At 70.6% G+C, this 25,982-nt stretch carries 23 protein-coding genes; 17 read left to right on the top strand and 6 right to left on the bottom strand.

Annotation, left to right across the window (positions count from 1 at the left end; all coding sequences use genetic code 11):
• The first annotated feature begins 232 nt into the window (after window positions 1-232).
• Window positions 233-1,969, top strand: coding sequence for an Ig-like domain repeat protein (locus ACHFIV_RS03390; protein ID WP_398963211.1), 1,737 nt, complete (start codon window positions 233-235; stop codon window positions 1,967-1,969).
• Window positions 1,970-2,060: 91 nt separating this feature from the next.
• Here the strand turns inward: ACHFIV_RS03390 and ACHFIV_RS03395 are convergent, their stop codons facing one another.
• The 5 genes from ACHFIV_RS03395 to ACHFIV_RS03415 all read right to left on the bottom strand — a co-directional run bounded on the left by ACHFIV_RS03395 (window position 2,061) and on the right by ACHFIV_RS03415 (window position 7,854).
• The gene (locus ACHFIV_RS03395; RefSeq protein WP_398963214.1) at window positions 2,061-2,450 is read right to left on the bottom strand and encodes an SCO4983 family protein; all 390 of its coding nucleotides are present in this window, start codon (window positions 2,448-2,450) and stop codon (window positions 2,061-2,063) included.
• 90 nt (window positions 2,451-2,540) lie between these two features.
• The gene (locus ACHFIV_RS03400; protein WP_398963217.1) at window positions 2,541-3,752 is read right to left on the bottom strand and encodes a pyridoxal phosphate-dependent aminotransferase; all 1,212 of its coding nucleotides are present in this window, start codon (window positions 3,750-3,752) and stop codon (window positions 2,541-2,543) included.
• 237 nt (window positions 3,753-3,989) lie between these two features.
• Window positions 3,990-4,802 carry an arylamine N-acetyltransferase gene (locus tag ACHFIV_RS03405; RefSeq protein WP_398963220.1) on the bottom strand — a complete coding sequence of 271 codons (813 nt, stop codon included), beginning with the start codon at window positions 4,800-4,802 and terminating at the stop codon, window positions 3,990-3,992.
• Window positions 4,803-4,891: 89 nt separating this feature from the next.
• On the bottom strand, window positions 4,892-6,514 hold the full coding sequence (locus tag ACHFIV_RS03410) for an amidohydrolase family protein (protein WP_398963223.1): 1,623 nt from the start codon (window positions 6,512-6,514) through the stop codon (window positions 4,892-4,894).
• A gap of 38 nt (window positions 6,515-6,552) precedes the next feature.
• Window positions 6,553-7,854, bottom strand: coding sequence for an alanine racemase (locus tag ACHFIV_RS03415; RefSeq protein ID WP_398963225.1), 1,302 nt, complete (start codon window positions 7,852-7,854; stop codon window positions 6,553-6,555).
• Window positions 7,855-7,992: 138 nt separating this feature from the next.
• Between ACHFIV_RS03415 and ACHFIV_RS03420 the strand changes: the two genes are divergently transcribed.
• From ACHFIV_RS03420 to ACHFIV_RS03440, 5 genes are all read left to right on the top strand, one after another.
• A complete protein-coding gene (locus ACHFIV_RS03420) occupies window positions 7,993-9,051 on the top strand; it encodes a sugar kinase (protein WP_398963227.1) in 1,059 nt (352 codons plus the stop codon).
• Complete coding sequence (locus ACHFIV_RS03425) at window positions 9,048-9,806, top strand: IclR family transcriptional regulator (RefSeq protein WP_398963230.1); 759 nt, start codon at window positions 9,048-9,050, stop codon at window positions 9,804-9,806. The genes ACHFIV_RS03420 and ACHFIV_RS03425 overlap by 4 nt, the downstream gene beginning before the upstream one ends.
• Window positions 9,807-9,812: 6 nt before the next feature.
• On the top strand, window positions 9,813-10,223 hold the full coding sequence (locus tag ACHFIV_RS03430) for a RidA family protein (RefSeq protein WP_033297919.1): 411 nt from the start codon (window positions 9,813-9,815) through the stop codon (window positions 10,221-10,223).
• 163 nt (window positions 10,224-10,386) lie between these two features.
• Window positions 10,387-11,859, top strand: coding sequence for a GntP family permease (locus ACHFIV_RS03435; protein WP_398963234.1), 1,473 nt, complete (start codon window positions 10,387-10,389; stop codon window positions 11,857-11,859).
• A 220-nt stretch (window positions 11,860-12,079) separates the two neighbouring features.
• On the top strand, window positions 12,080-13,384 hold the full coding sequence (locus ACHFIV_RS03440; RefSeq protein ID WP_398963237.1) for an Nramp family divalent metal transporter: 1,305 nt from the start codon (window positions 12,080-12,082) through the stop codon (window positions 13,382-13,384).
• A gap of 140 nt (window positions 13,385-13,524) precedes the next feature.
• Here ACHFIV_RS03440 and ACHFIV_RS03445 read toward each other — a convergent pair whose 3' ends face one another.
• Complete coding sequence (locus ACHFIV_RS03445; RefSeq protein WP_398963240.1) at window positions 13,525-15,255, bottom strand: chitinase; 1,731 nt, start codon at window positions 15,253-15,255, stop codon at window positions 13,525-13,527.
• A 559-nt stretch (window positions 15,256-15,814) separates the two neighbouring features.
• Between ACHFIV_RS03445 and ACHFIV_RS03450 the strand changes: the two genes are divergently transcribed.
• The 11 genes from ACHFIV_RS03450 (at window position 15,815) to ACHFIV_RS03500 (ending at window position 25,941) form a co-directional block, all read left to right on the top strand.
• Entirely contained in the window at window positions 15,815-16,675 is an 861-nt protein-coding gene (locus ACHFIV_RS03450; protein ID WP_398963242.1) for a hypothetical protein, read from the top strand.
• Between the two features lie 163 nt (window positions 16,676-16,838).
• Window positions 16,839-17,549, top strand: coding sequence for a Flp pilus assembly protein CpaB (gene cpaB, locus ACHFIV_RS03455; protein WP_398963245.1), 711 nt, complete (start codon window positions 16,839-16,841; stop codon window positions 17,547-17,549).
• A 7-nt stretch (window positions 17,550-17,556) separates the two neighbouring features.
• Window positions 17,557-18,804 (top strand): CpaE family protein, encoded by a 1,248-nt coding sequence (locus ACHFIV_RS03460; RefSeq protein ID WP_398963248.1) that lies wholly within the window; start codon window positions 17,557-17,559, stop codon window positions 18,802-18,804.
• 36 nt (window positions 18,805-18,840) lie between these two features.
• The gene (locus tag ACHFIV_RS03465) at window positions 18,841-19,257 is read left to right on the top strand and encodes a TadE family protein (protein ID WP_398963249.1); all 417 of its coding nucleotides are present in this window, start codon (window positions 18,841-18,843) and stop codon (window positions 19,255-19,257) included.
• Window positions 19,251-19,649: a TadE/TadG family type IV pilus assembly protein gene (locus ACHFIV_RS03470; RefSeq protein ID WP_398963251.1), complete on the top strand. Its 399-nt coding sequence runs from the start codon at window positions 19,251-19,253 to the stop codon at window positions 19,647-19,649. The genes ACHFIV_RS03465 and ACHFIV_RS03470 overlap by 7 nt, the downstream gene beginning before the upstream one ends.
• Window positions 19,650-19,686: 37 nt before the next feature.
• The gene (locus tag ACHFIV_RS03475; protein WP_398963253.1) at window positions 19,687-21,027 is read left to right on the top strand and encodes a CpaF family protein; all 1,341 of its coding nucleotides are present in this window, start codon (window positions 19,687-19,689) and stop codon (window positions 21,025-21,027) included.
• A 70-nt stretch (window positions 21,028-21,097) separates the two neighbouring features.
• Window positions 21,098-22,036 (top strand): type II secretion system F family protein, encoded by a 939-nt coding sequence (locus ACHFIV_RS03480; protein ID WP_398963255.1) that lies wholly within the window; start codon window positions 21,098-21,100, stop codon window positions 22,034-22,036.
• 16 nt (window positions 22,037-22,052) lie between these two features.
• Complete coding sequence (locus ACHFIV_RS03485; RefSeq protein WP_398963257.1) at window positions 22,053-22,940, top strand: DUF5936 domain-containing protein; 888 nt, start codon at window positions 22,053-22,055, stop codon at window positions 22,938-22,940.
• Between the two features lie 39 nt (window positions 22,941-22,979).
• Window positions 22,980-24,362, top strand: a complete 1,383-nt coding sequence (locus ACHFIV_RS03490; RefSeq protein WP_398963259.1) for a sensor histidine kinase — start codon at window positions 22,980-22,982, stop codon at window positions 24,360-24,362.
• A 53-nt stretch (window positions 24,363-24,415) separates the two neighbouring features.
• Window positions 24,416-25,501, top strand: coding sequence for a response regulator (locus ACHFIV_RS03495; RefSeq protein WP_398963262.1), 1,086 nt, complete (start codon window positions 24,416-24,418; stop codon window positions 25,499-25,501).
• Between the two features lie 203 nt (window positions 25,502-25,704).
• Window positions 25,705-25,941: a hypothetical protein gene (locus ACHFIV_RS03500; RefSeq protein ID WP_398963265.1), complete on the top strand. Its 237-nt coding sequence runs from the start codon at window positions 25,705-25,707 to the stop codon at window positions 25,939-25,941.
• Window positions 25,942-25,982: the final 41 nt, after the last annotated feature.

Genomic DNA, 25,982 nt, shown 5'->3' on the forward strand with positions numbered 1-25,982 from the left:
CCTGACCTGTGGGGTCAGCGGCCCGCCGCGGCACGGCACCCGGAGCCCCCTCATGGTTCCGGGTGCCGCTCCTCCACAGGAGAGCGGCTGGGACGGCACGGCGTCCCGATTCGGTGGGAACGTCCATGCATCGCCAACCACTTGCACACACATCCTCCACATCTGTTGCATGATCCCCACGGGGCGCCGCAGAGGACGTCAGGCGCCGTCAACTCTTCTGTGGGGGAACCAGTTGAACAGGACAGGACAGAGGAAGCGCGGCCTCGCGACACTCCTCGCGCTCACGCTCGGAGGCGCGGGACTCACCGTGCTCTCCGCGCCGGCTGCCCACGCGGCGGACGACGACGTGGCGAAGCTGCCCATCTCGTCGTTCTCGTCCATGGTCGTGGACTCCGCGCACGAGCGGGTCTACGTCAGTGACGACACACGGTCCACGACGGTGAAGACGTCGGTGCACGTCTACAACTTCCAGGGCCAGAAGGTCGGTGAACTGCCCAGTACGTACGGCTCCGTCGGCGGCATGGCCCTCGCGCACGACGGGTCGAAGCTGTACGTCTCCGAGATGAACCGGATCTCCGCGTACGACACCGGGACGTTCGGGAAGACGACCCACACGGGGACCAACTGGTCGGGGCAGTGCGGGCGCCAGGTCGCCTACGCGGGTGGCAAGGTGTGGCACACCGACATCGGATACACCACCCTGTGCGACGAGCGTCAGAGCTATCTGTACGGGAGCGCGAACGGCCTGCTCTCCTACACCGGCTGGGAGGGCGCCGGCAGGCTCCAGTTCGCGACCACGCCCCAGGCCCCGGACCTGCTCGCCATGGGGCAGACGCTGACTCCGGGCGGCACCGACCCCTATCTGACCGTCTTCGACAGCAGCGGCGACACGCTCGTGCGCGGACCGCAGCGCCGGTTCGCCGACAGCGCGGGCGACGGCGCGCTCGACCTGAAGGACCTGGCCCTGTCCTCCGACGGCAGCCGGCTGGCCGTCGCCGACGCCGCGCACGGCACCCGGCTGCTGGACACCGCGGACCTGTCCGACGCCCCGGCGCCGTACCAGCCGCTGCCGGAGGGCGCGAAGGCGTCGGCCGTCGCGTTCAGCGGGGACGGGAAGTACATCGCGCGGGGCGCCGCGGCCTCCGGGTCCACGGCCGACCTCCTGATCCAGAAGGCCGATCCGGCGGAGGGCACCACGGCGCTGGAGTTCGCGTTCGAAGGCGAGCTGGACGGCTCCCGCGTCACCCCGCGAGGCCTCGGGTGGTCCGGGGACGGCTCCCGGCTCTTCGCCGTGACCACCAACGCCTCCGGGTCCGCCTACTGGCTGCACGTGATCCAGCCCCCCGCCGCCCAGTACGACTCCCGCTTCACGGGCACGCCGTCCACCACCCCGGGCACCCCGGTCGTCGGCGAGCCGCTCGGCATCCGTGGCCGGCTCGAACTCGACGGCCCCGCCCCGGCGGAGCCGGTCAAGGTCTCCGCGACGCGTCATGACGCCAACGGGGACCGGAGGCTGGCGGCCGTGGAAGTGGACGCCGACGGCACCTTCACGGTCCTCGACGTCCCCTCACTGGTCGGCGGGTCCACGTACACCCTGTCCTTCCTGGGTGACGTGACCCACCGCCCCGCCGAGGACGTCACGCTCCAGGTCACGGTCGCCAAGGCCCCGACGGCCATCGCGCTCACGGCTCCGGCGGAGGCGACGAGGAACCAGGGGCTGGAGATCACCGGCACCCTGACCGGACAGGGCCGGGCGCTGCCCGCGGGCATCACCCTGTCCGTGCAGCGCACGGACAGGCGGGGCACCGGCGCGCTCACGTCGGCGGCGGTCGCCGCGGACGGCACCTTCCGGATCAACGACCTGGCCTCGGTCCGGGGCGAGGTCGTCTACACGGTCGCGTACGCGGGGGACGACCTGCACAGCGCGTCGACCGCGTCGGCCACGGTACGGGTCCGCCCCGCGGCGTAGTCCGTGCGCGCCCGAGCCGGGTGCGGACCGCACCCGGCTCGTGTGTGTGGCACCCGGTCCACGCGTCTTCGCGACCCGTGGACCGGGGCCGTCAGGGGGCGCCGACCAGGGCGGCCGGCGCGGACAGGGCCGCGGCATGGACGTCCATGGCCTGGGCCGCCAGGATCGCCACGGCGGTGTCGGCGCGGGACGCCGCCACCACGAGCGCCCGGCCGGCGAGGGTGTGGGCGCGGCGGTGCAGGGCGGCCGGAGGCACGTCGCTCCGTCCGGCGTGCCGGGCGGGCGGTGCGCCGCGCAGCCGCGCCACCTGGGCGGCGACGCGGTCACCCTCGGCGGTGAGCCCCAGCTCGTCGGTGACGGCGAGCAGCGCCGCGAGATGGCCGGCGAGCTGGATGTCCAGTTCTTCCTCGCGGCTGCGGTGCGGGAAATCGGCGTCGTCGGCCGATGTGTGGACCGACTTGGTGCGGATCGGCTCGTACATGGGTGGCCTCCTGGCGTTGCAGTAAGGCCATCCTACATTGGATTCTGTCTAAAGTTGTGTCGGGTCCGGTCCTGCTGTCCGGCGGAGCCGTCAGGGCTGGCTGTAACCGTCCAGGAAGTTCCCGATACGGGTCACCGCGTCGGTGAGATCCTTCGCGGGCGGCAGCGTGACCACCCGGAAGTGGTCGGGCTCCGGCCAGTTGAAGCCCGTGCCCTGCACCACCATGATCTTCTCGGCACGCAGCAGGTCGAGGACCATCTGCCGGTCGTCCTTGATCTTGAACACCTTGGGGTCGAGCCTCGGGAAGAGGTACAGCGCCCCCTTCGGCTTCACGCAGGTCACCCCGGGGATCTGCGTCAGCAGGTCGTAGGCCACGTCCCGCTGCTCCAGGATGCGCCCGCCCGGCAGCACCAGTTCGTTGATCGACTGACGGCCGCCGAGGGCGGTGGCGACGGCGTGCTGCGCCGGCATGTTGGCGCACAGGCGCATGTTGGCGAGGATGGTCAGGCCCTCGATGTAGGAGGAGGCGTGGGCCTTCGGTCCGCAGACCGCCATCCAGCCGGACCGGTATCCCGCGATCCGGTAGTTCTTCGAGAGCCCGTTGAAGGTGAGCACCATCAGATCCGGGGCGATGGCGGCGGTCGGGGTGTGCGTCGCGCCGTCGTAGAGGATCCGGTCGTAGATCTCGTCGGAGCAGACGACCAGGTTGTGGCGGCGGGCGATCTCGGTGAGGCCGCGCAGCATCTCGTCGTCGTAGACGGCGCCGGTCGGATTGTTCGGATTGATGATCACCAGCGCCTTGGTGCGGTCGGTGATCCTCCGCTCGATGTCGGCGAGGTCGGGCATCCAGTCGGCCTGCTCGTCGCACCGGTAGTGCACGGCCGTGCCGCCGGCCAGCGAGACGGAGGCCGTCCACAGCGGGTAGTCCGGGGCGGGGACGAGTACCTCGTCACCGTCGTCGAGCAGGGCCTGCATCGACATCTGGATCAGCTCGGAGACGCCGTTGCCGAGGTAGACGTCCTCGACGTCGAGGTCGATCCCCTTGGTCTGGTAGTGCTGCATGACCGCGCGGCGCGCGGACAGCAGGCCCTTCGCGTCGCCGTAGCCGTGCGCGCCCGAGAGGTTGCGCAGGATGTCCTCGAGGATCTCCGGGGGGCACTCGAAACCGAACGCCGCGGGGTTGCCCGTGTTGAGCTTGAGGATGCGATGACCTGCGGCTTCGAGCCGCATCGCTTCCTCGAGCACGGGGCCGCGGATTTCGTAACAGACGCCGGACAGCTTCGTGGACTGGATGACCTGCATGTCTGCGAGCTTACGACCGCGTTTCGCGCGGTGCGCCCCGTTCGCGTACCCGTTGCTCCCTCCGGGGCCGTGCGAGGGAGCGCCGGGTCTTCCATCGGCATGCCGCCCCGGCCGCGCACCGTGGGAACGGCCGGTCGGGGCGGCGCCGCGGCTTGGAAAGCGGGCGTGAGCGCGGGGCCGGGTGAGATGCGCCACGCGTGGCTGACGGCGCCGGCGCGCCCCGTACCGGCCCGTCGCTCAGCCGGGCAGCACGGTCCCCTCGGGCAGCCGTACGCCGAAGTCCTCGGCCAGCACGCGCAGCACCTCCGCGGAGTCGCCCAGCTCCCGTTCCTCGACCGTGCCGTCGTCGGCGGTCTCCACCAGCGTCCGGCCGGACAGGGCCCGGTGCAGGCCCGGCAGGGTCCGCTGCGCGTACACCGCCTGGCGGAACGGCGAGCGCGGGTGGGTCGCGATGTGCCAGTTGATGACCTCGTAGTCCGGGGCCTCGAACGGTTCCAGGGTGAACTCGTACTGCGGCTCCCAGTAGCCGCCCTTGTCCGCCTGGAGCTCCCACATCTCCAGCGGCCCGTCGTGCGGGGCGTGCACGAGCCGGTGGCGGCGCGGGGTGTCGAGCAGCTCGGCGTCCACCGCCAACGGGATCGGCTCCAGCAGCGCGCCGTGCGCGCCGAAGCCGACGTCCGCCAGCCAGGGGGTGGACCCGCCCTCCACGTCCACCCGCATCAGCATGTGCGTGCGGGGCCTGACGTCACCGGGCGCGGCGCCCAGCACCACCCGCGCCGTCAGCAGTGTCACCCGGAACCCGAGCTGGGTCAGGGCGGCGGCGAGGAGGGTGTTGTGCTCGTAGCAGTACCCGCCGCGCTCACTGCGGACGAGCTTCTTCTCCAGGTCGGGGAGCGCGAGCGACGGGGCGCTGCCGAGGACGGGCTCCAGATTCTCGAACGGGATGCCCAGCATGTGGGCGCGGTGCACGGACCGCAGCACCTCCACGGTGGGGCGGCGCTCCCCGGACCAGCCGATGCGGGCGAAGTAGGCGTCGAGGTCGAGTGTCATACCCCGACACTACGCAGACACCTCAGTGGTTCCCCACAGCCCCTGACGGCACGACAGCGGGCGGGACCCGCCCGGGCGTCGGGGCGGCGTCAGGCCGCCCGCCGGCCGCCGCCCCGCACGGCCCGGCCCGCCAGGGCGGACGTCCGCCTGCCGTCCTCGATGACGAAGCGGCCGTCGATCAGGACGTGCGGGACGCCCACCGGCAGGGTGCGCGGCTCCTCGAAGGTCGATCCGGCCGCCACGGTGGCCGGGTCGAAGAGGACCAGGTCCGCGCGGTAGCCCTCGCGGACGTACCCGCGGTCCGGCAGGCGCAGGCGGGCTGCCGGGCGGGAGGTGAGGTGGGCGACGCACTCCTCCAGGGAGAGGATGCCCAGCTCCCGTACGTACCGCCCGAGGTACTGGGGGAAAGTGCCGTACGCGCGGGGGTGCGGCTTGTCGCCCTGGAGGATGCCGTCGCTGCCACCGGTGTGGACCCGGTGGCGCATGATCTGCCGGACGTTCTCCTCGTGGCCGACGTGCTGGAGGATCGTCGTGCCCAGCCGGTCCTCGACGAGCAGCCGGCGGGCCGTCACCCAGGGTTCCTCGCCGCGCAGCCGGGCGGACTCGGCCACCGTACGGCCGACGTGGTCCGCCAGCGCGGGTGAGCCGACGCCGGAGATCTCGATCGTGTCCCACTCGATCGGGACGCCGTGGCAGCCGTCGGAGCCGACGACCTCCATGTGGTGGCGGATACGCTCCGCCGTCTCCCGGTCCGCGAGCCGGGTCATGACCGACTCGGGGCCGCCCTCGCTCGCCCAGCTGGGCAGCATCGCCACCAGGGTCGTGCAGCCGGGGGTGTACGGATAGGTGTCCAGGGAGATGTCCGCGCCGGTGGCGAGGGCGTCGTCCAGGAGGGCGAGGAGCTCGGGGGCCCTGCCCTCGTTCACACCGAAGTTCATGGTGGCGTGCGCGAGATGGAGGGCGCAGCCCGCGTCGCGGGTGAGCCGCACCATCTCCTCGTACGCGGCGAGGGCCCCCGCGCCGTACGAGCGGTGGTGCGGGCAGTAGTAGCCGTCGTGCGCCGCCACGACCCGGCACAGCTCGGTGAGTTCGGCGTCCTTCGCGTACATCCCGGGCGTGTACGTCAGGCCCGAGGACATGCCGACCGCGCCCTCGGCCATGCCCTGGGCGACCAGCTCCCTCATGCGGTCCAGCTCGGCGTCGGTGGCGGGGCGGTCGTCCCAGCCGACGGCGAGCATCCGGACCGTGCCCTGCGGGACGAGGTAGGCGGCGTTCACAGCGATGCCCTGGCCGCCGAAGTTGCGGTCGAGGCGGTCCAGGTAGCCGCCGACGGTGCGCCAGTCGAAGTCGATGTCGCCGCCGTCACCGTTCCAGCCGGCTATGGAGCGGCGGACCTCGGCGAGCGTGCGGTCGTCGGCGGGGGCGTAGGAGAGGCCGTCCTGGCCGAGGACCTCCAGGGTGACGCCCTGGGCGGCCTTCGCGCTGTGGTCGGGGTCGCGCAGCAGGGCGAGGTCGCTGTGCGCGTGCATGTCGATGAAGCCCGGCGAGAGCGCGAGGCCGTCCGCGTCCAGAGTGCGGGCGGCGGTGGGGCGGGGGCCGTCGCCCTCGCTGCGGATCTCGGTGATCCGGCCGTCCGTGATGCCCACGTCGGCACGGTAGGAGGGGGCACCGGTGCCGTCGGCGACGCGGGCGTCGCGGATGACCAGGTCCATGGGAGGTCGCCTTTCGGGGTGGGGGCTTTCCGCCGTGCTCAGAAGAAGGTGCGGATGTAGTCGGTGACGGTGCCGTCCGCCTCGACCAGCGGGATCAGCTGCCACTTGTCGAAGGACGTGCAGGGGTGCGAGAGGCCCATCCCGATCCAGTCGCCGACCTCCAGTTCGGCGCCCGCCTCGGTGCGCACCCAGCCGTGCTGGTCGGACAGCCCGCTGACGGTGATGCCGGTGGCGGGCCGTACCGAGCCGTCGCGTGCGGAGCGGACGACCTGCGCCTCGGGGAGGTCCAGGTCATAGGCGGCGTCGCGCTTGCCCGCGTTGACGAAGGCCTGCCCGGGGGTGGGACGGGAGACGACCTGGGCCCAGAGGCGGAAGGCGGGCTGGAGCGCGCCCTCCTCCGGGATGCGGTTGAAGGGGGTGAGATGGCGGTAGTGGCCGTCGTCGTGGCTGACGTACGCCCCGGAACGCAGCAGCTTGAGTACGGGCCGGCTCATCGCGGGGATCTCGGCGAAGACATCGGCGACCGCGTCGAACCACGCGCTGCCGCCCGCGCTGACCAGGATCTCCTCACCGTCGGCCAGCGCGGGGAAGCGCCCGGCGGCGTCGAGGTCCGCGGCCAGGGCGACGAGCCGGCGCAGCCACTGCCGCACCAGCTCGGGGGACGCGTCCGGTACCTCGCCCTCGTAACCCGCGACGCCCACCAGGCGCAGGGTGGACGTGGCGGCCACCGCGTCGGCGACCGCCGCGCAGTCCGCCTCCGTACGGGCACCGGTGCGCGCGGCCTGACCGGCCCCCAGCTCCACCACGACGTCCACGGGGCGGACGGCACCGGCGGCGCGCAGTGCCTCGTCCATCAGCTCGACGCCGCGCACGGAGTCCACGTAGCAGGCGAAGACGAAGTCCGGGTCGGCGTCCAGCTCACCGGCCAGCCAGCGCAGCGCCACGGCGTCGACGAGTTCGTTGGCGAGGAAGATCCGCCGGATGCCGTAGGCGCGGTACACCCGGGCCTGGTGGGGGACCGCCGCGGTGATGCCCCAGGCGCCGTACTCCAGCTGGCGGGCGAAGAGCTGCGGTGACATCGACGTCTTGCCGTGGGGCGCGAAGGCCAGGCCGTGCCGCTCCGCGTACGTCTCCAGCAGGGCGAGATTGGCCTCGACCGACTCGGCGGACAGGGCCAGGACGGGGGTGGTGAAGCCGCCGGTGAAGAGATTGCGGCGCTCGGCCGCCAGGGCGCCGACGGTCAGCCCCTCCGCATCGGGCGGCAGCGCCTTGAAGCGGTGGTCGACCACTTCACCGGCGAGTGCCGTCACGGGCTGGTCAGCGGGCTGCTGGGCGGCCAAGGGGTCCTCCTCGGAAACATGCTCGTTGCAGCATCTGCAACGGCCATTGCGCATATCGCTTAACGCTGTCTAACATCCGAGCCGATGCCGGGTCAATGGTGAGCACCGGCGCCCACGGCCGACCATGAGGAGCCCAGAGTGCCCGGACACGCAGCCAGGACAGCCACCGCGGACGTCGTCTGCCTCGGTGAGTCCATGGTGACGTTCCTGCCCTCACAGCCGGGCCGCCTCGCCGACGTCCCCTCCTTCGGCCGGGGCATCGGCGGTGCCGAGTCCAACGTCGCCTGCGCGCTCGCCGCCGGGGGCCACCGCGCCAGATGGGTCGGCCGGGTCGGCGCGGACGGCTTCGGCGACCACCTCGTCGCCACGATCGCCGGCTACGGCGTCGACACCTCCGCCGTGCGACGCGACCCGGGCCGCCCCACCGGCGTCTACTTCCGCACGGCGGCGGACCGGGCCACCGACACCCACGAGGTGGCGTACTACCGGGCCGGTTCCGCGGCCTCCGCGATGTCCCCGGACAACGTCCCCTACGAGGACCTCCTCGCCACCCGGATCCTGCACCTGTCCGGCATCACGGCCGCGCTCTCCGCCGACTGCCTGGCGCTCCTCCACGACCTCACCGCCCCCCGCGACGGCCGTCCGCTGGTCTCCTTCGACGTCAACCACCGCCCCGGCCTGTGGCGCGACGGCGAGGCGGGCCCCGAGGTCCTGCTCGCCCTCGCCCGCCGCTGCGACCTGGTCTTCGTCGGCGAGGACGAGGCGGAGGAGGCGTGGGGCGTGCACGGCACCGAGGCGATCCGCGCGGTCCTGCCCGAACCGGACGTCCTGGTCGTCAAGCGCGGCTCGGACGGCGTCACGGTCTTCGCGAGGACGGGCGGCGGCACGGCGGAGGACACCGTCACCACCGTGCCCTCCCTGCGCGTCGACGTCGTCGCCGCCGTCGGCGCGGGAGACGCCTTCGCCGCCGGGTTCCTCTCCGCCACCCTCCGCGACCTGCCCGTACGCGAGCGCGCCCGGCACGGCCACCTCATGGCGGCCGCCGTCCTCACCGTCCCCGGTGACCTCACGGACCCCCCGCCCCGCGCGTACGCCGACCGGCTCGCCGCCCTCGACGACGAGGCCTGGGGCACACTTCGTCTCGGCCCCGGCTGGACAGCCGCCCCCGGGGCGAACGAGGAGGTACGAGTCACATGAGCCAGACCGTCGACCGCGCGCTGAGCATCCTGCCGCTGCTCGCCCAGGGCCCCGCCGACCTCGGCCAGGTCGCGATACGTCTCGGCGTCCACAAGTCCACGGCGCTGCGCCTGCTCCGCACGCTCCACGAGCACGGACTCGTCTACCGCCAGGAGGACCAGCGCTACCGCCTCGGCGCCCGGCTCTTCGCACTCGCGCAGGAAGCCGTCGAGAACCTCGACATACGCGAGATCGCCCACAGCCACCTCGTCGCGCTCAACGAGCAGTGCGGGCACACCGTCCACCTCGCCGTGTACGAGGAGAACGAGGTCCTCTACATCGACAAGGTCGAGAGCCGCTACCCCGTGCGGATGTACTCACGGATCGGCAAACCCGTCGCGATCACCGTCGCGGCGGTCGCCAAACTGCTCCTCGCCGACCTCACCGAGCCCGAGCGGCGCGCCATCGCCGAACGGCTCGACTACCCCATGTACACGTCCCGTTCGCTCCCGAACGCCGGCGCCTTCCTCAAGGAACTCGCCGTCGTCCGCGAACAGGGCTGGGCCACCGACCTCGGCGGCCACGAGGAGTCCATCAACTGCGTCGGCGCCCCCATCCGGGGCGCGGACGGCCGGGTCGTCGCCGCCATGTCGGTGTCCGCACCGAACGTGGTCGTCACGGCCGAGGAACTCCTCACCCTGCTCCCGCTGGTGCGCCGCACCGCGGACACGATCAGCCGGGAGTACTCCGGCACCACCCCCACCAAGAAAGCCTGAAGCGCCATGACCGAGAAGACCGCCCTCACCCCCAGCACGCACACCGCCCCGCCCGCCAAGTTCTCGCACGGCGTGAAGAAGGGGAACATCCTCCAGGTCGCCGGTCAGGTCGGCTTCCTCCCCGCCGTGGAGGGACAGGCGCCCACGCCGGCCGGCCCGACGCTGCGCGAGCAGACCCTGCAGACCTTCGCCAACGTCAAGGCGATCCTGGAGGAGGGCGGCGCGAGCTGGGACGACGTGATGATGATGCGCGTCTACCTCACGGACGTCGACCACTTCGCCGAGATGAACGCCATCTACAACGAGTACTTCGAGGAGCAGGGCCTCAAGGCACCCGCCTCCGCGCGTACGACGGTGTACGTCGGCCTGCCCAAGGGCCTGCTCATCGAGATCGACGCACTCGCGGTCCTCGGCTGATCACCTGAGCACCTGGCCGACCGGTCCGGCGATCCGCCACCGGTGAGCCGCCTCCCCTGAACCGCCCGCCCCACGGCACGGCGCCCCACCCCTCCCCCCGAGGGGCGCCGTGCCGCGCTCCCCCCTGCCCGAAGGGCCCCGTCACCAACGGAGTTGACCGCTCATGCTGCTCGCCGCCGCCCCCGCCCCCGAGGCGCCACCCCACACCGGTGGACTGCTCCTCCTGATCGGCGGAACGCCCGGTCTGCTGACCGTCGCCGCCCTCGGGATCGCACTCCTGCTCTTCCTGATCATCAAGGTCAGGCTGCAGCCCTTCGTCGCGCTGCTCGCCGTGTCCATAGCCGTCGGCCTGGGTGCCGGTCTCTCCGTCACCGAACTCTTCGGCACGGTCCAGAAGTCAGCCGCCGTCTCCGTCATCGAGTCCGGCATGGGCGGCATCCTCGGGCACGTCGCGATCATCATCGGCCTCGGTACGATGCTCGGCGCGATCCTGGAGGTGTCCGGCGGCGCGGAGGTCCTGAGCGCCCGCCTGCTGAACCTCTTCGGTGAGAAGCGCGCCCCGCTCGCCATGGGCCTCACCGGCCTCATCTTCGGCATCCCGGTCTTCTTCGACGTCGGCATCTTCGTCCTCGCGCCGATCGTCTACGCCGCCGCCAAGCGCTCGGGCAAGTCGGTCGTCCTGTACGCGATGCCCCTGCTGGCCGGCCTCTCGATGACCCACGCGTTCCTGCCGCCGCACCCCGGCCCGGTCGCCGCGGCCGGCCTCTTCAACGTCTCCCTGGGCTGGGTCATCCTGATGGGCGCCCTCGTCGGCATCCCGTCCGTCCTCGCCGCCTGGGGCTACGCCGCCTGGATCGGCAAGCGCGTCTTCGTCGACGTACCGCAGGACATGGTCGAGGCGGCGGAGGAGTCCAAGGCCGCGGTCGTCGCCGAACAGCGCGCCGCCGGTGTCACCCCGCACGAGCGGCCCGTCGCGCTCGGCACCGTCCTCGCGATCATCGGCACCCCGCTGATCCTCATCCTCGCGGCGACGTTCTCCTCCATCGCGCTGGACCCGTCCACCCCGCGTTCGGTCATCGAGTTCTTCGGCAACCCGTTCGTCGCCCTGACGATCGCGCTGTTCCTCGCCTACTACCTGCTGGGCATCCGGCGCGGCTGGTCCCGCAAGTCCCTCGAATCGGTCTCCACGGCCTCGCTGAAGCCCGTCGGCAACATCCTGCTGGTCGTCGGCGCGGGCGGCATCTTCGGAGCCGTACTCAAGGGGAGCGGTATCGCCGACGCGCTCGCCGACACCTTCAACGACGTCGGCCTGCCGGTCATCCTGCTCGCCTGGCTGATCTCCGTCGTCCTGCGGGTCGCGCAGGGCTCGGCGACCGTCGCCATCGTCACCACCGCCGGCATCGTCGTCCCGCTCGTCGAGGGCCAGGACATGTCGCAGGCCCACCTCGCGCTGATCATCATGGCGATCTCGGCGGGCTCCATCTTCGCCTCCCACGTCAACGACGGCGGGTTCTGGATGGTCTCGAAGTACTTCGGCATCTCCGAGCGCGACACCCTCAAGACCTGGACGGTCCTGGAGACGGTCCTCTCGGTCGCCGGGTTCGTGGTCGCGGCGGCGCTGAGCCTGGTGATCTAGGGTCCGCCACCCCGGATCAGGCCACTGACCAGGCCTGATCCGGCCCGGCGCCGGACGCCGCCTGCCCCGTCCGGCGCACCGGGCGTCCCCCGGGGAGCCGGGGCGCGCCCCACCGCCCCCGCTCACCGGACGTCCACAGCTGTCGCGGCGGCGCGGGGGCATGACGGCGGTGTGCCGCGCCCCCTTGTGCGAACCGGCGCGATGCGCTTCGTTGATCGACATGGCGGAGACAAGCGAAACCACAGAGGCGGGGGAGCAGGGCTCCCGGCCGCGCACATCCAGCTGGCGTCATATCGGGCCCGGCATCGTCGTGGCGGCCACCGGTGTCGGGGCCGGGGACCTGGTCGCGACACTCATCGCGGGCAGCAAGTTCGGTTACACGCTCATGTGGGCGGCCGTGATCGGCTGCCTCGTGAAGATCTCCCTCGCGGAGGCGGTGGGCCGCTGGCACCTGGCCACGGGCCGCACCCTCTTCGACGGCTGGCGCACCCTCGGCGGGTGGACCACCGGGTACTTCGCGGTGTACGTCGTCATCTGGGGCTTCGTCTACGGCGCGACGGCCATGTCCTCCAGCGCCCTGCCCATCGTGGCGCTCTTCCCCGACGGACCGGGACTGAAGACCTGGGCGATCATCACCGGCCTGGTCGGCCTCGTCTTCGTCTGGTTCAACCAGTACGCCGTCTTCGAGAAGGTCATGACGGTCCTGATCGGCGTCATGTTCGTCGTGGTCGTCTACGTCGCCATCCGGGTGGCGCCGGACGCCGGCGCCTCCTTCGCGGGCCTGCTCCCCGTGCTCCCGGACGGTTCGCTGATCTACACGCTCGGGCTGATCGGCGGGGTCGGCGGCACCATCACCATGGCGGCGTACGGGTACTGGGTGAACGCCAAGGGATGGTCCGACACCTCGTGGATGAAGGTGATGCGGATCGACAACCGGGTCGCCTACATCACCACCGGCATCTTCGTGGTCGCGATGCTCATCGTCGGCGCCGAGCTTCTGCACTCCTCCCAGATCGCCCTGACGAAGGGTGACCGCGGGCTGATCGAGCTGGGCCGGATCCTGGAGGACCGCTTCGGCGCGGGCACGGCGAAGCTGTTCCTGGTCGGCTTCTTCGCGGCGTCGTTCTCGTCGCTCATCGGTGTGTGGCACGGCGTGAGCCTGATGTTCGCCGACTTCGTGGAACGCGTCCGGGCAGCGCGCGACGGCGCGGAGGTGGAGAAGGCGAGCAGTGAGAAGGTCGGCCGGCAGCAGCGGTCCGTACCCTTCCGGGCGTACCTGCTCTGGCTGACCTTCCCGCCGATGACGCTGCTGTGGCTGGACGAGCCCTTCGGACTGGTCATCGCCTACGGCGTCCTGGGCGCGTTTTTCATGCCGTTCCTCGCCCTGACCCTGCTGTGGCTGCTGAACTCCTCCCGCACGCCGCGGGAGTGGCGCAACGGCTGGCTCAGCAACGGGATGCTGGGCGCGGCCGGGCTGCTCTTCCTCGTGCTGTGCGTCCAGCAGGTGCGCGAGCTGCCCTGGTGACACCGGCGTAGGAGCCACCACGACGCAGCAGCGCCGCCGGGGGAGCGGCGGCGCTGCTGGGCCGGAGGACGAGCGCGTCACGCCCGGAGGGGGTCACGCCCGGACGGGGTCACGTCCGGACGTGGCGTCGTCCGGCGGGGTTACGGCAGTCCGTGGACGTGCGGACCGACCGCGTTGGACCAGGCGTTGCCCGCGGTGGCGTCCCAGTTGGTGGACCAGGTCATCGCGCCGCGCAGGTCCGGGTACGTCCTGGAGGGCTTGAACGATCCGCAGTTCGTGCCCTTGGTCAGGCAGTCCAGGGCCGCGTTCACGACGGACGGGGCGACGTAGCCGCTGCCCGCACCCCGGGTGGAGGCGGGAACACCGAGGCCGACCTGCGACGGGGCGAGACCGCCCTCCAGCTGGATGCAGGCGAGCGCGGTGAGGAAGTCCACCGAGCCCTGCGAGTAGACCTTGCCGTCGCAGCCCAGCATCGAGCCGCTGTTGTAGTACTGCATGTTGACGACGGTCAGGATGTCCTTGATGTTGAGCGCCGTCCTGAAGTACTCGCCGGAGGTCGACTGCATGTCGATCGTCTGCGGAGCCATCGTGATGACGAGGCCGGCACCCGCCTTCGAGGACAGGGAGCGCAGCGCCTTCGTCATGTAGGTGGAGTTGAGGCCGTTCTCGAGGTCGATGTCGACGCCGTTGAAGCCGTACTCCTGGATGAGCGCGTACACGGAGTCGGCGAAGGCGGTCGCGGAGGCGTCGCTGTTGACGGCGACGGACCCCTTCTCGCCACCGACGGAGATGATGACGTTCTTGCCGGCGGCCTGCTTGGCCTTGATGTCGGCCTTGAACTGGGCGACGGTGTAGCCGTTGAGCCCCGCCGTGTCCAGGTTGAAGGCGACGGCGCCGGGCGTGGCCGTGGCGTCCGCGAAGGAGACGGCGATGATGTCGTAGTTCGCCGGGACGTCGCTGAGCTTCTGGACGGCGGCGCCGTTGTTGAAGTTCTGCCAGTAGCCGGTCACCGCGTGCTTGGGCACCGACGTCGTCGGACCCCCCGGGTCGGTGGCCTTGGCCGTACGCCCGCTGACGGTGGCCGACCTGGCCGACTCACCGGCGGAGTTGGTCGCGCTGACGGAGAACTGGTACGCGGTGTCGGCGGCCAGACCGGTCACCGTCGCGGAGGTACCGGTGGAGGTGGTCGCCTTCGCGCCGTTCCGGTAGACGGTGTAGCCGGTCGCGCCGGAGACCGCGTTCCAGGTGAGGGCCACGGAGGAGGCGGTGGTCGTCCCCACGGCCAGCCCGGCGGGGGTCCCGGGGATCGCCGGCTCCGGATCCGTGCCACCGCCGCCGTCCGGCCCGGTCACCTGGATGTCGTCCGCGACGTAGGCGGCCTGGCCGTACCAGCCGTGGGTGTAGACGGTCACCGAGGTGGTGGAGGGGCCGGTGGTGAAGCTGGTCCTCAGCTGGGTCCAGCTGCTGGATCCGGGCGACCAGGTGGAGACGTCGGTGGTGCCCGTGCCGCTCGCTCCGAGATAGGCGTAACCGCCCTGCACCCAGGAGCTCAGCGTGTAGGTGGAACCGGGCTTCACGGACACGGTCTGCGTGCACCTGGCGTTGTCCTGCCCGGCCGGAGTGGCCTTGAGCGCGGAGGTGCCGCCGTGCACGGGGGAGGAGACCGTGGTGCCGCTTCCCGCGGAACAGGTCCAGTTCGCGAGCCCTGACTCGAACCCGGCGTTCCTGGCCACGTTGACGTCGGCCGCCTGGGCCGTGCCGGTGAGCCCGGTGAAGGCCAGTGCCCCGGCCACGACGCCGGTGACGGCCACGCCGAGGAGCGGCCGGACCCGGCGTCTTCTGTGCCTGCTGCTGCCTGCGGAGCGTTCCACTTGCTGCCTCCGGTGGGGGAGTTGGGGGTGCTGGCGGGAACGGTGGCCACCGTTGGCCGATAAACTGGTCCAGACCAATCAAGTTGTCAAGACCTCTGGCGGATCCGGAGGCGTACGGCACGGGTGGAAGCGGGGCCCGCCCGGGGGCGGGGGCCACCATCGGGTGACGACTCCGGCACTCGCGTGGGCCACTCGCGAGGGTGAGTCGGCCGGGATGCCGGGTGGTGACGCAGTGGATTTTCAGGGCGGCCGGAAAATGCGGCAGACACCCGTTCTGACGTGCTAGGACGAATTCTCACCATTTCCGGTCCCGGGCGGTCGGGGTAACTCTCCGCAGTGGTACAGCGGTTAACGAACATTCTTTTCGTCCGATTTCGCACGGAGGCGTTGCGAACGCGTGTACCGCACGTCTTCGTACTGGGTTCCGATATCTGTTCTCTGCCTGGTTTGACGTGGCTAAAGTGCTGGAGAAGAAGCACGGAGCAGGAGCGATTGCGGCCGGAGTCACCCCGACGACGGCCGGAGCCGAACGGGGAAGAGCGTGCCGACCGCAATAGCAGTGACCAGCGCTGATCTGGTGCTACCGCCGACCGATCAGCAGACACCGCCTGCGGCGCTCCTGCGCGCGCCGGGCGAGCAGGCGCTGGACACGGCGCTGTCCGACATGCAGCTGCTGCTCGACCAGCACGGTTATGTGATCGCCGTCTATCCCGCCAACATCGCGCCCGCCCACGAACGGCGCCTGCACACCGTCCGATCGGTGCTGGAGAGCGACAGGATCGCGCTGCTCAAGGTGGACCTGCCGCCCCTGGGGGTGGCCGTGCTCGTCCGGCAACTGAGACAGCTGTCCATCTGTGACTTCAGTGCCGGTGTGGTCGCCTCGGCGGCCAGACTGCTCTCCCACTACATCCATGCCGGAGCCCTCCTGAACTCGGTGACCAGACTCGACCGGGTCCCTGTCAGCCTGAAGGCTCACGCGAAGTCGTGGGTCCCCGGCTCACAGTTCGGCGTGATGGCCAACCCGAACCCCCAACTGATCAAGATCGGGACGGGGGAGCTGACCGGACCCGAGTTCGGAACGCATCTCCTCGTCGCGAAAGGGCAGTTGCAGTCGGACTGGGTGACCAGCACGATCGCGCCGGCCTGGGGGGTCCAAGCGGTGCACGAGGTCGCACCGCTCACGGACTCACCGGGGTGGTGGGGGACGTCGAAGATGATCGAGTTCGCCGCCTTCCTGCCCGATATCTCGGTCATCTACCAGCTGGTTTCCTCGGTGCGCAGGGAGGTCTGCACCTGGTGCGGCAACGAACTCATCGGGGACCGCTGCGGGTTGTGCTCCGCCCCGCTGCGTCCGCAGGAGAACCAAAGCAACGGCTCAGGTGTCCTGAACCAAGGAACACCCCTGCGACACGGGTCGTAGGACGCCGCACGGTGCTTCCCGGCCGAGTGCCGCCGAGACAGGAACCGGCATCCCGGACGAACGGCGCCTGCGTCTCCACGAGGTTCGTCCCCACCCGGACCCGATCCGCTTCATCCGTCCGCTCCGCTCATCGGCCACGACTCCCAACGAGGTTGCTCCGCTCATGAACTCACGGCAACGCCGCGGCGTGATCCTTCTCCTCCTCTCGGTCCTCTGTGCCTTCGGCGCCTTCGCCGGCGTCCTCTCGGTGATCAGCGACGTCAACTCGAAGGTCGGGCCGGAGGTGACCGCCTACCAGGTGAAGACGAACGTGGCGCCCTACGCGCCGCTGGCGCCGGGGCAGTTCGAGAAGGTCAGGATGCCCGAGCGCTGGTTGTCCGAGAACGCGGTCACCGACCTCTCGATCATCAACGGGAAGATCGCCGTCACCCAGCTGAACAAGGGCTCCCTGCTGCAGGACGACATGCTCGTCTCGCGGCCCAGGGTGGAGAACGGCGAACAGGAGATAGCCATCATGATCGACGCTGCGACGGGTGTCGCAGGCAAGATCCGGCCGGGCAACCTCGTCAACATCTTCGCCACCTTCGCCGCGGAGAACGAGCGGGAGAAACCCACCTCCCGCGTCATCGTGCCCAACGCCAAAGTCATCGACGTCGGCCAGCTGACCGCCCTCGAACCGAAGGCGGACGACCGGGGCGGACCGACGGAGGCCGTGCCGATCACGTTCGCCCTCAACACCACGGACGCCCAGCGCGTGGCCTACGCGGAGTCCTTCGCCGAGCACGTACGGCTGGCCCTCCTGCCGGAGAACAGTCCCACCACCCTTCGTCCGGGTGAGGGCAGCTACAACCTCGACGAAGACAAGAACAAGTGAGGGCCGGATGAGCACACGAATCCTCCCGGCCGTCGGTGACCCCGACGCCGCCCGATCCATCACCACGCTGCTCAGCCAGCTCCCGGACGCGGAGCCGGCCGGACCGCTGGGTGACTCGACCTCGCTGCTCGACACCCTGGCGCGGCTGGCCTCGGAATCGCTGGACGAGCTGCCGGAGGTCGTGCTGGTCCACGAGCGGATCGGCCCGGTACCGGCACTCGAGCTGATCCGGGAGGTGTCCCTGCGGTTCCCGGCGGTGGGAGTCGTGCTGGTCACCGCCGACGCGAGCCCCGGGCTCTACTCGGCCGCGATGGACTCCGGCGCGCGAGGCCTCGTCGGTCTGCCCCTCTCCTACGAGGAACTGGCGACACGCGTGCAGGCCGCGGCAGGCTGGTCCGTGGGCGTCCGCCGCCATCTGGGCCAGGGCGCGGACGTCTTCACCGGGCCCGGCGGAACGGTCGTCACCGTCAGCGGGGCCAAGGGCGGTGTCGGGACGACCGTCGTGGCCGTCCAGCTCGCCCTGGCCGCCAAGGCGTCCGGTCACACGGTGGCGCTCGCCGACCTCGACCTGCAGTCCGGTGACGTGGCCTCCTACCTCGACGTGCAGTTCCGCAGGTCGATCGTGGACCTCTCCACCATCCAGGACATCTCACCGCGGGTCCTCCAGGACGCCCTGTTCAACCACGACACCGGTCTCGGACTGCTGCTGGCACCGGGAGAGGGGGAGCGCGGTGAGGAGGTCAGCGACCGGGTCGTACGCCAGATCATCAGCGCGCTCAGACACCGCTTCGAGATCGTCGTCATCGACTGCGGCACCCACATGAACACGGCGAACGCCGCAGCCGTCGAGATGGCGGACCGTACGCTGCTGGTCACGACTCCGGACGTCGTCACCGTCCGGGCGGCGAAGCGCATGGTCCGGCTCTGGGACCGGCTGCAGATCCGCAAGGCCGAGGAGACCATCACCGTCGTCAACCGGTACAACCGGAACACGGAGATCCAGCCGCCGCTGATCGAGAAGATCACCGCCACGAAGGTCGCGCGCATCGCGATCCCCGCGGCCTTCAAGGAGTTGCAGGCGGTCGTGGACGCGGGCCGCATGCAGGACCTGGAGGCCAAGTCCACGGTCAAGCAGGCACTGTGGGGCCTCGCGGGGGACCTCGGCCTGGTGAAGAACACCGAGGGTACGGACAAGCAAGGCAGGCTCAGAGGCGATCGAGGCGCGCTCGGTGGCCGCCGCGGACGTGCGAAGTAAGGGCCGCTCACCGATACCGAGGGGGACAGTCGAGCCATGGGACATCCAGCAGAGGGACCGACCGTGACGGGCCGCCGGCACGGCCCGCGCGATGACCGGGGGCAGGCGGCGATCGAGTTCACCGGCACGCTCCCACTGATCCTGGTCACGCTCGCCCTGATGTGGCAGGCCGGGGTGGTGGGCTACACCTTCATGCTGGCGGGCAACGCGGCCGACAAGGGAGTCACCGCGGCCACGTCCACGTACGGCAGCCGGCAGGCGGCGTGCGAGAGAGCCGGCCGCGAGGACCTGCCGAACGCCTGGGACGCCTCGTTCAGATGCAGCGCGAGCGGCGACATGGTCACGGCAAGGGTGGACCTCAAGGTACCGCTGCTCTTCCCCGGCGCCTTCAACCTGCCGATGACGGTACCGGGTGAGGCGGCTGCCGCACTGGAGAATCGGGGGGCGTGGTGACGCGCCCACAGCCCGGAGCGACCGGGACGCCCGCACCGCGAAGCGGCCGGCGGCAGAGGGGACAGGCCGCCATCGAGTACGTGGGGGTGCTGGTCATCCTCCTCGTCGTCGCCCTCGCCGTGGTCCAGCTCGGTATCGCGGTGTACGCGGCACAGCAGGCGGGGACGGCATCGCGTGCGGCGGCGCGCGTGGCGTCGCTCGACGGCCAGGCATGGAAGTACGAGCAGGCGGGACGGGCGTCGATGAGCGGCTGGCTCGCGGACGGTGCCACCTTCACCCCGTCCGGAGGCGGTGACGAGATGACCGTGACCACCGAGGTCGAGGTGCCCTCCCTGCTGCCGCTGCTGGACTCCTGGTCGGTCACGAAGAGCGCCACCATGCCACGCGACTGACCGACGTAATGCCGAACCGAGACAGGGAGTTGAGGGAATGAGCCTGCGGGCGCGCATCACCGGGCCCGAGCCGGCCGGGGGGCTGAGCGAGGAGAACCGGCTGGTCGGTGTCTACCGCGCCAAGCTGCTGGAGGAGATCGACCTCGCCGAGATGTCCGCCCTCGCGGCGGCCGAGCGCAGGGCGCGGCTGGAGCGCGTGCTGGGCCACATCATCAGCCGCGAGGGACCGGTCCTCTCCACCGTCGAGCGGTCGCAGCTCATCCGCAGGGTCGTCGACGAGGCCCTCGGCCTCGGCATCCTGGAACCCCTGCTCGAGGACGCCTCCATCAGCGAGATCATGGTCAACGGACCGGAACAGGTCTACGTGGAGCGGGGTGGCCGTCTCGAGCTGCTGCCCATGCGCTTCTCGTCCAACGAGCAGCTCATGCAGACCATCGAGCGCATCGTCTCCACCGTCAACCGAAGGGTGGACGAGGCCAACCCGATGGTCGACGCCCGCCTGCCGTCCGGCGAACGAGTCAACGTGATCATCCCGCCCCTCTCGCTGAAGGGCCCCATCCTCACCATCCGGCGCTTCCCCCGTGCCTTCACGCTCCAGGAGATGATCAGTCTCGGTTCCCTCGACGAGCACATGCTGCTCCTGCTGGCCGGACTCGTCCGGGCGAAGTTCAACGTGATCGTCTCCGGTGCGACCGGCACGGGGAAGACGACCCTGCTCAACGCGCTCTCCGGACTGATCCCGGACGGCGAGCGCATCGTCACCATCGAGGACTCCGCCGAGCTCCAGCTCCAGCAGACCCACGTGATCACACTGGAGAGCCGCCCCTCCAACGTCGAGGGGAAGGGCCAGATCACCATCCGCGACCTGGTGCGGAACTCCCTGCGCATGCGGCCCGACCGCATCATCGTCGGTGAGGTCCGCGGCGGCGAGACACTGGACATGCTCCAGGCGATGTCCACGGGCCACGACGGCTCCCTCGCCACCGTCCACGCCAACAGCGCCGAAGACGCCCTGATGCGACTGCAGACGCTGAGCTCCATGTCCGAGGTGGAGATCCCGTTCGTCGCGATCCACGACCAGATCAACAGCGCCGTCGACGTGATCGTGCAGCTCACCCGCCATGCCGACGGATCGCGCCGGATCACCGAGATCGCCGTCGTCGACTCGCACGGCCGCGAGGACTACCGCATCGTCTCGGTCTGCCGGTTCAACGCCCGTCCGATGGCGGCCGACGGACGCGTCCACGGCGCCTTCGAGTACTACCCGATGCCCCGCCGCGTGGCCGAACGCCTCTACATGACGAACGAGGCGATCCCGGCCGCCTTCGGCGTCGCCGAGTCCGAGGAGCAGCTGGCCGTGCGCAGATCCACCGCCTGACCCACCCACGGGCGCCCCGGCCCGTCTCCAGCCCCCCGCCCGCCGCTCACCGAGAAGGTCTTCGCCCGACATGGATAGTGTTCCGCTCCTGACGATCGGCGTCACGCTGCTCGCCGGCCTGTTCGCCGTCATCGGTGTGCACACGTACTCGTCGGGCCAGGCGCAGCGGCAGCTCCTGTACGACCGGATGTCCCAGACGGGACAGGTCACCATCGGCGGCCGCCGCCGGCGCTTCCGGGGTGTCGACCGCCGTCTGCGCAAGACCGGTCTCGGCAAGCGCATCGAGCGCAAGATCTCGGCCACCGGGCTGGACCTCACGCCCGGTGAGTACTTCGTCTACGTCATCGCCGCCCTGCTCGGCCTCTACTTCGTGGCCGGGGCGGTCTTCGCACCGTTCTTCGGGCTGCTCGCCGGCCTCATCGGCCTGTGGGGCGGCAACGCCTTCCTCGACTGGCAACGCGCCAAACGCACGGAGGCGTTCATCAACCAGCTCCCCGAACTCACCCGGGTACTGGCCAACGCCACCCAGGCGGGCCTCGCGCTGCGCACCGCCATCGCCATGGCCGTCGAGGAACTCGACGACCCGGCCCACGAGGAGCTGCGCCGGGTCGCGGACCGGCTGGCCGTCGGCCACTCCCTCGACGACGCGCTCAACGAACTCGTCGAACGACTTCCCTCCCGCGAACTGAACGTGCTCGTCTCCACGCTGATCCTGTCCAGCCGGGCCGGCGGCGCCATCGTCTCCTCGCTGCGCAACCTCACGGAGACGCTGGAGGAGCGCAAGGAGACCAGGCGAGAAGTCACCACGCTGCTCTCCCAGGTGAAGGTGACGGCGGTCGCGGTGCCGATTCTCGGGCTGGGCTTCCTGCTCCTGATCAACGGCATGCGGGACGGCGCCCTGGACGACATGACGAGCGCCTTCCCGGGGCGGGTCGCCGTGGTGATCGCCGCAGGGCTCTACGCCCTCGGCTTCTTCCTGATCAACCGACTGACCCGCGTACGCATCTGAAGGGGGAGAGGCCGTTATGGAACTACTGCTCGCACTGGTCTTCGGGCTTGCCGTCCACGGGGTCTTCCAAGGCCTCCGCATGTACCGTGCCGATGCCAAACTGCCGGGCGACCTCGCGGTCGCCCTGGAGGTCGGCGCCAGCCGCACCACCGCCACCGGCAGCGCGGTGGACCGGCTCGGGATGCGGTACGCCCCCAGGGTGCTGCGGATGATGGGGCCCAAGCGGGTCGACAAGCTGCGCCGCAAGCTGGACATGGCGGGCAATCCCGGCGGCATGACCGTGGACCGCTACGCGGCGCGGCGCGCGGTCTACGGAGGCCTGGGGACCCTGGCGGGGCTCGCCATGCTCATGAACGGACAGATGGTGCTGGCCGTCCTGTTCTTCGTCTACGGCCTCTTCTGGACCGACGTGCTCATCCGGTCCGCCATCGGCCGGCGCAAGGACGACATCGACCGCACCCTGCCCGACTTCCTGGACGTCCTCGCGGTGGTCGTGTCCGCGGGGCTCGGGTTCCGTCAGGCACTCGAGCGGGTGTCGGAGAAGTACTCCGGTCCGTGGGCCGACGAGCTGCGCATCACCCTGCGCCAGATGGACATGGGGGTGAGCCGTCGTGATGCCTTCGACCAGCTCCGCAAGCGGAACGAATCGGAGCAGGTCTCCATGTTCGTGTCGGCGCTCCAGCAGGGGGAGGAGCTCGGCGCGCCCATCGTCGACACCCTGATCCAGATCGCCAACGACATGCGCCGCACCGACGCGCAGAACGCCCGGCGCAAGGCGTCCAAGGCGGTGCCGAAGGCGACGCTCATCGTGACCAGCTTCATGCTCCCCGGCACGATGATCCTCATCGGTGTGGGCTTCTACTACGCCGCGAACGTCGACATCGGCGACGTCTTCGGGGGCTGAGGGCATGGCGACGAGCGCGGACGAGGAGGTGAACCGCACATGGGACCCGGACCGAGAGGCCCCGCACTGACCGGTGGCCCGGACGCGGCGGCGCCGGGTGCCCAGCCCGGACACGTACCGGCACTGCCCATCCAGATCAACGCACTGCAGGCCCTGTGCCGGCAGCTGTTCGGCTTCCGCCTGGCCATGACGGCCCTGGCCGCGCCCTTCGCGCTGAACGGCGTCGACGACGAGCTGGGCAGCTGGCTGGTCGGGGCGGCGGTCCTCGTCACCGTGATGGTGTCCTACCTCCTGATGAGGGACTGGGAACGGTTCGGCCCGATCCTCCTGAAACACCCCGCGCTCCTCGGCGTCGACATGCTCTTCGGCGCCCTGCTGCTCTTCGCCGCGTCGCCGGGGTCCACCCTGTCGTACGTCACCGTCTGCACCCCGCTCCTCGCGGGTCTCGTCTACAGCTGGCGGGGAGGGGCCGTCTTCGCTGTCTTCCAGACCCTCCTTCTCGCCGCCGCCTACGGGATCAACGGCAAGGCCGAAGCCGACGCCTCGGCGCTCCTCATGGTCGGCCTCTGCATCATGGCCGGTGCGGTGGGCAGCACCCTGCGCGGGCTCCTGCTGCGGTTCGGCGCCGCGTCCCAGGCCCTCACCGAGACACGGGCGCGCCTCGCCGTGAACAGCGCGGTCGAGGAGGAACGGGCCCGTCTCGCCCGCGAGATGCACGACTCGGTCGCCAAGACGCTGCACGGTCTCGCCCTGGCTGCCGACGGCCTGGCCGGTTCGGCCGACCGGATGGACCCGCTCACCGTCAAGCACCAGGCCGAGCTCGTCGCCCGCTCCGCCCGCCGCGCCGCCGCCGAATCCCGGGAGCTGCTCTCCGACCTGCGCCGCGAGTCCGGCCTGGACGGCGGCGTGGACCTCCTGGACGAACTGCGCGCCCGGACCGAGGACTTCGGACGCCGCCACACGGTGACGACGGCGTTCCACCGGATCGGAAGCGGTCCGGTACCCCGCATCCCCCATGCCGTGGCCCGGCACGCGCTCATCATCGCGACGGAGGCCATGGAGAACGCCCACCGGCACGCTCGTCCACAGCGCCTGGACGTATCCGCCGGACTGGTGCGCGATGTGGTGCGCATCAGTGTGTACGACGACGGCGACGGCCTGCCCCCGGGCACCTCGCTCGCCGACCTGAGGAAGGCCGGGCACTTCGGCCTGGTCGGCATGGTCGAGCGGGCCGCCTCCATCGGGGCCCGTATCCGCATCGGCCGGGGAAAGGCCACCCGGGGAACCGAGGTCCGCCTCGATCTGTCCCTGTCTGCCATGGACCTGACACCGCCGGCCCTCCCCGGCTCCTCCCCGTACCCGGCGACGCGGCGGCCCCCGCTCGGGTCGCCGCCGGGTGAACACGCGGGAACCCGCGAATGACACCGGTGGTACAGCCGCCACGAAACCGTCCCCCTCTGAGAGGAGGCCGCACCATGCAGAACGAGACGTCCCGAGGCTCCGGAGAGCAATGGGACCGGCATCCCCATGTCTCGCAGCACACGTCTTCGAACCCCAGCGCCCTCAGTTCGCACAGCACGCCTGGTGCCGCGGTCCCCGCGGCGTCCGGTGAGTCCGCCGCCTTCCCGGCCTTCCCCGGCCCCTTGCCGGCGGCGGTGCCCCTCAGGGTCGTCGTCGCCGACGACAACCCCGTCGTACGGGCGGGGCTGACGGTTCTGCTCCAGGGGCGGGACGACATCGACGTGGTCGCGGAGGCCGGCGACGGCCGCCAGGCCTACGAGGTGTCGGTCAGGCACCGTCCGGACGTCATCCTGCTCGACGTGCGTATGCCCGGCGTCGACGGCATCTCGGCCCTCCCGCACCTGGTGCGGCTCGCGCCCGTGCTGATGATGACCTACAGCCGCGAGAGCGAGATCGTCCACGAGGCGCTGCGTCTGGGGGCCGGCGGTTATCTCGTGCACGGCGAGTTCACCGCGGATCAGCTGGTCGCGGCCGTGCGCGACACCAAGGAGGGGCGGGCCCACTTCACGCACTCCGCGTCCAGCGCGCTGCTGCGGTCCGTACGCGGCGGCCCCACGGGCCCCGAGCAGGTGGCCCGTCCTCTCCCCGACGGTCTGGGAACGGCTTTCAGCGGCTCCGGCCAGGGATCCGCCGGTGGACACGGTCAGCCATCTGCATCCGCACACACGCAAGGCCTGCAGGGGGACGCGAGCCGGGGGGCGGACGCGTACAGCGCGGAAGGGCAGGGGGAGTTGCGTCGGCCCGGATGTGCGGAAAACTCTTCGCTCGCGCAATCTTCTGTGGGATATTCGTCTACGGGAGCCCCTGCCGCGGCGCCCCAGGCAATGGTCGCCGAGCTGAGTGAACGGGAGGTGGAAGTGATGGACCTGATCGCGTCGGGCATGACCAATCAGCAGATCGCCGCCACCTGTTTCATCAGCCAGAAGACCGTCAAGAACCACATCAACCGCATCTTCGCCAAGTTGAACGCCGGTAGCCGGGGCGAGGCCATCGCCCTCTGGCACCGCATGTCGACCGGGGGGCCGACGAGGCATGGTTGAGCACGCGCTGGGCCCGAAGGCCCAACTGAGGGAGTGGGCCCGGAGTTGGGCCCGGAGGCCCATGTGTGCGGGTGGTGCCCCGACGTACGTTTCGCATGTCGGAAGCGAGACCGGCCAGGAGGAAGCCGGAAGCGCGGACGACACGAAGACTTACGCAGCAGCGTCGGCCGGCCAGCGGCCGGCCGCACTCGGAGGGGAACACCATGATGAAGGACGCCGCGCTCAAGGCCGCAGTCAGCACGCGGGTCTACGTGAACAGCTGGGCGAACACCACGGTCGACCACATGAAGCGTCGCCGGGACAACGGTCAGGGCGCCCTCGAGTACGTAGGTATCACGATCCTCGTCGTGGCGATCGTCGTCGCGCTCCTGAACACCAAGATGGGCGACACCATCGCGAACAAGTTCAAGGAGAAGATCAACGAGGTCCTCAACAAGTGAGCCGAGGGCTTCTCCGCGAGTCAGGGCAGGCCGCACCGCTG

This window comes from Streptomyces sp. ALB3, from assembly GCF_044385685.1.
Lineage (GTDB): Bacteria > Actinomycetota > Actinomycetes > Streptomycetales > Streptomycetaceae > Streptomyces.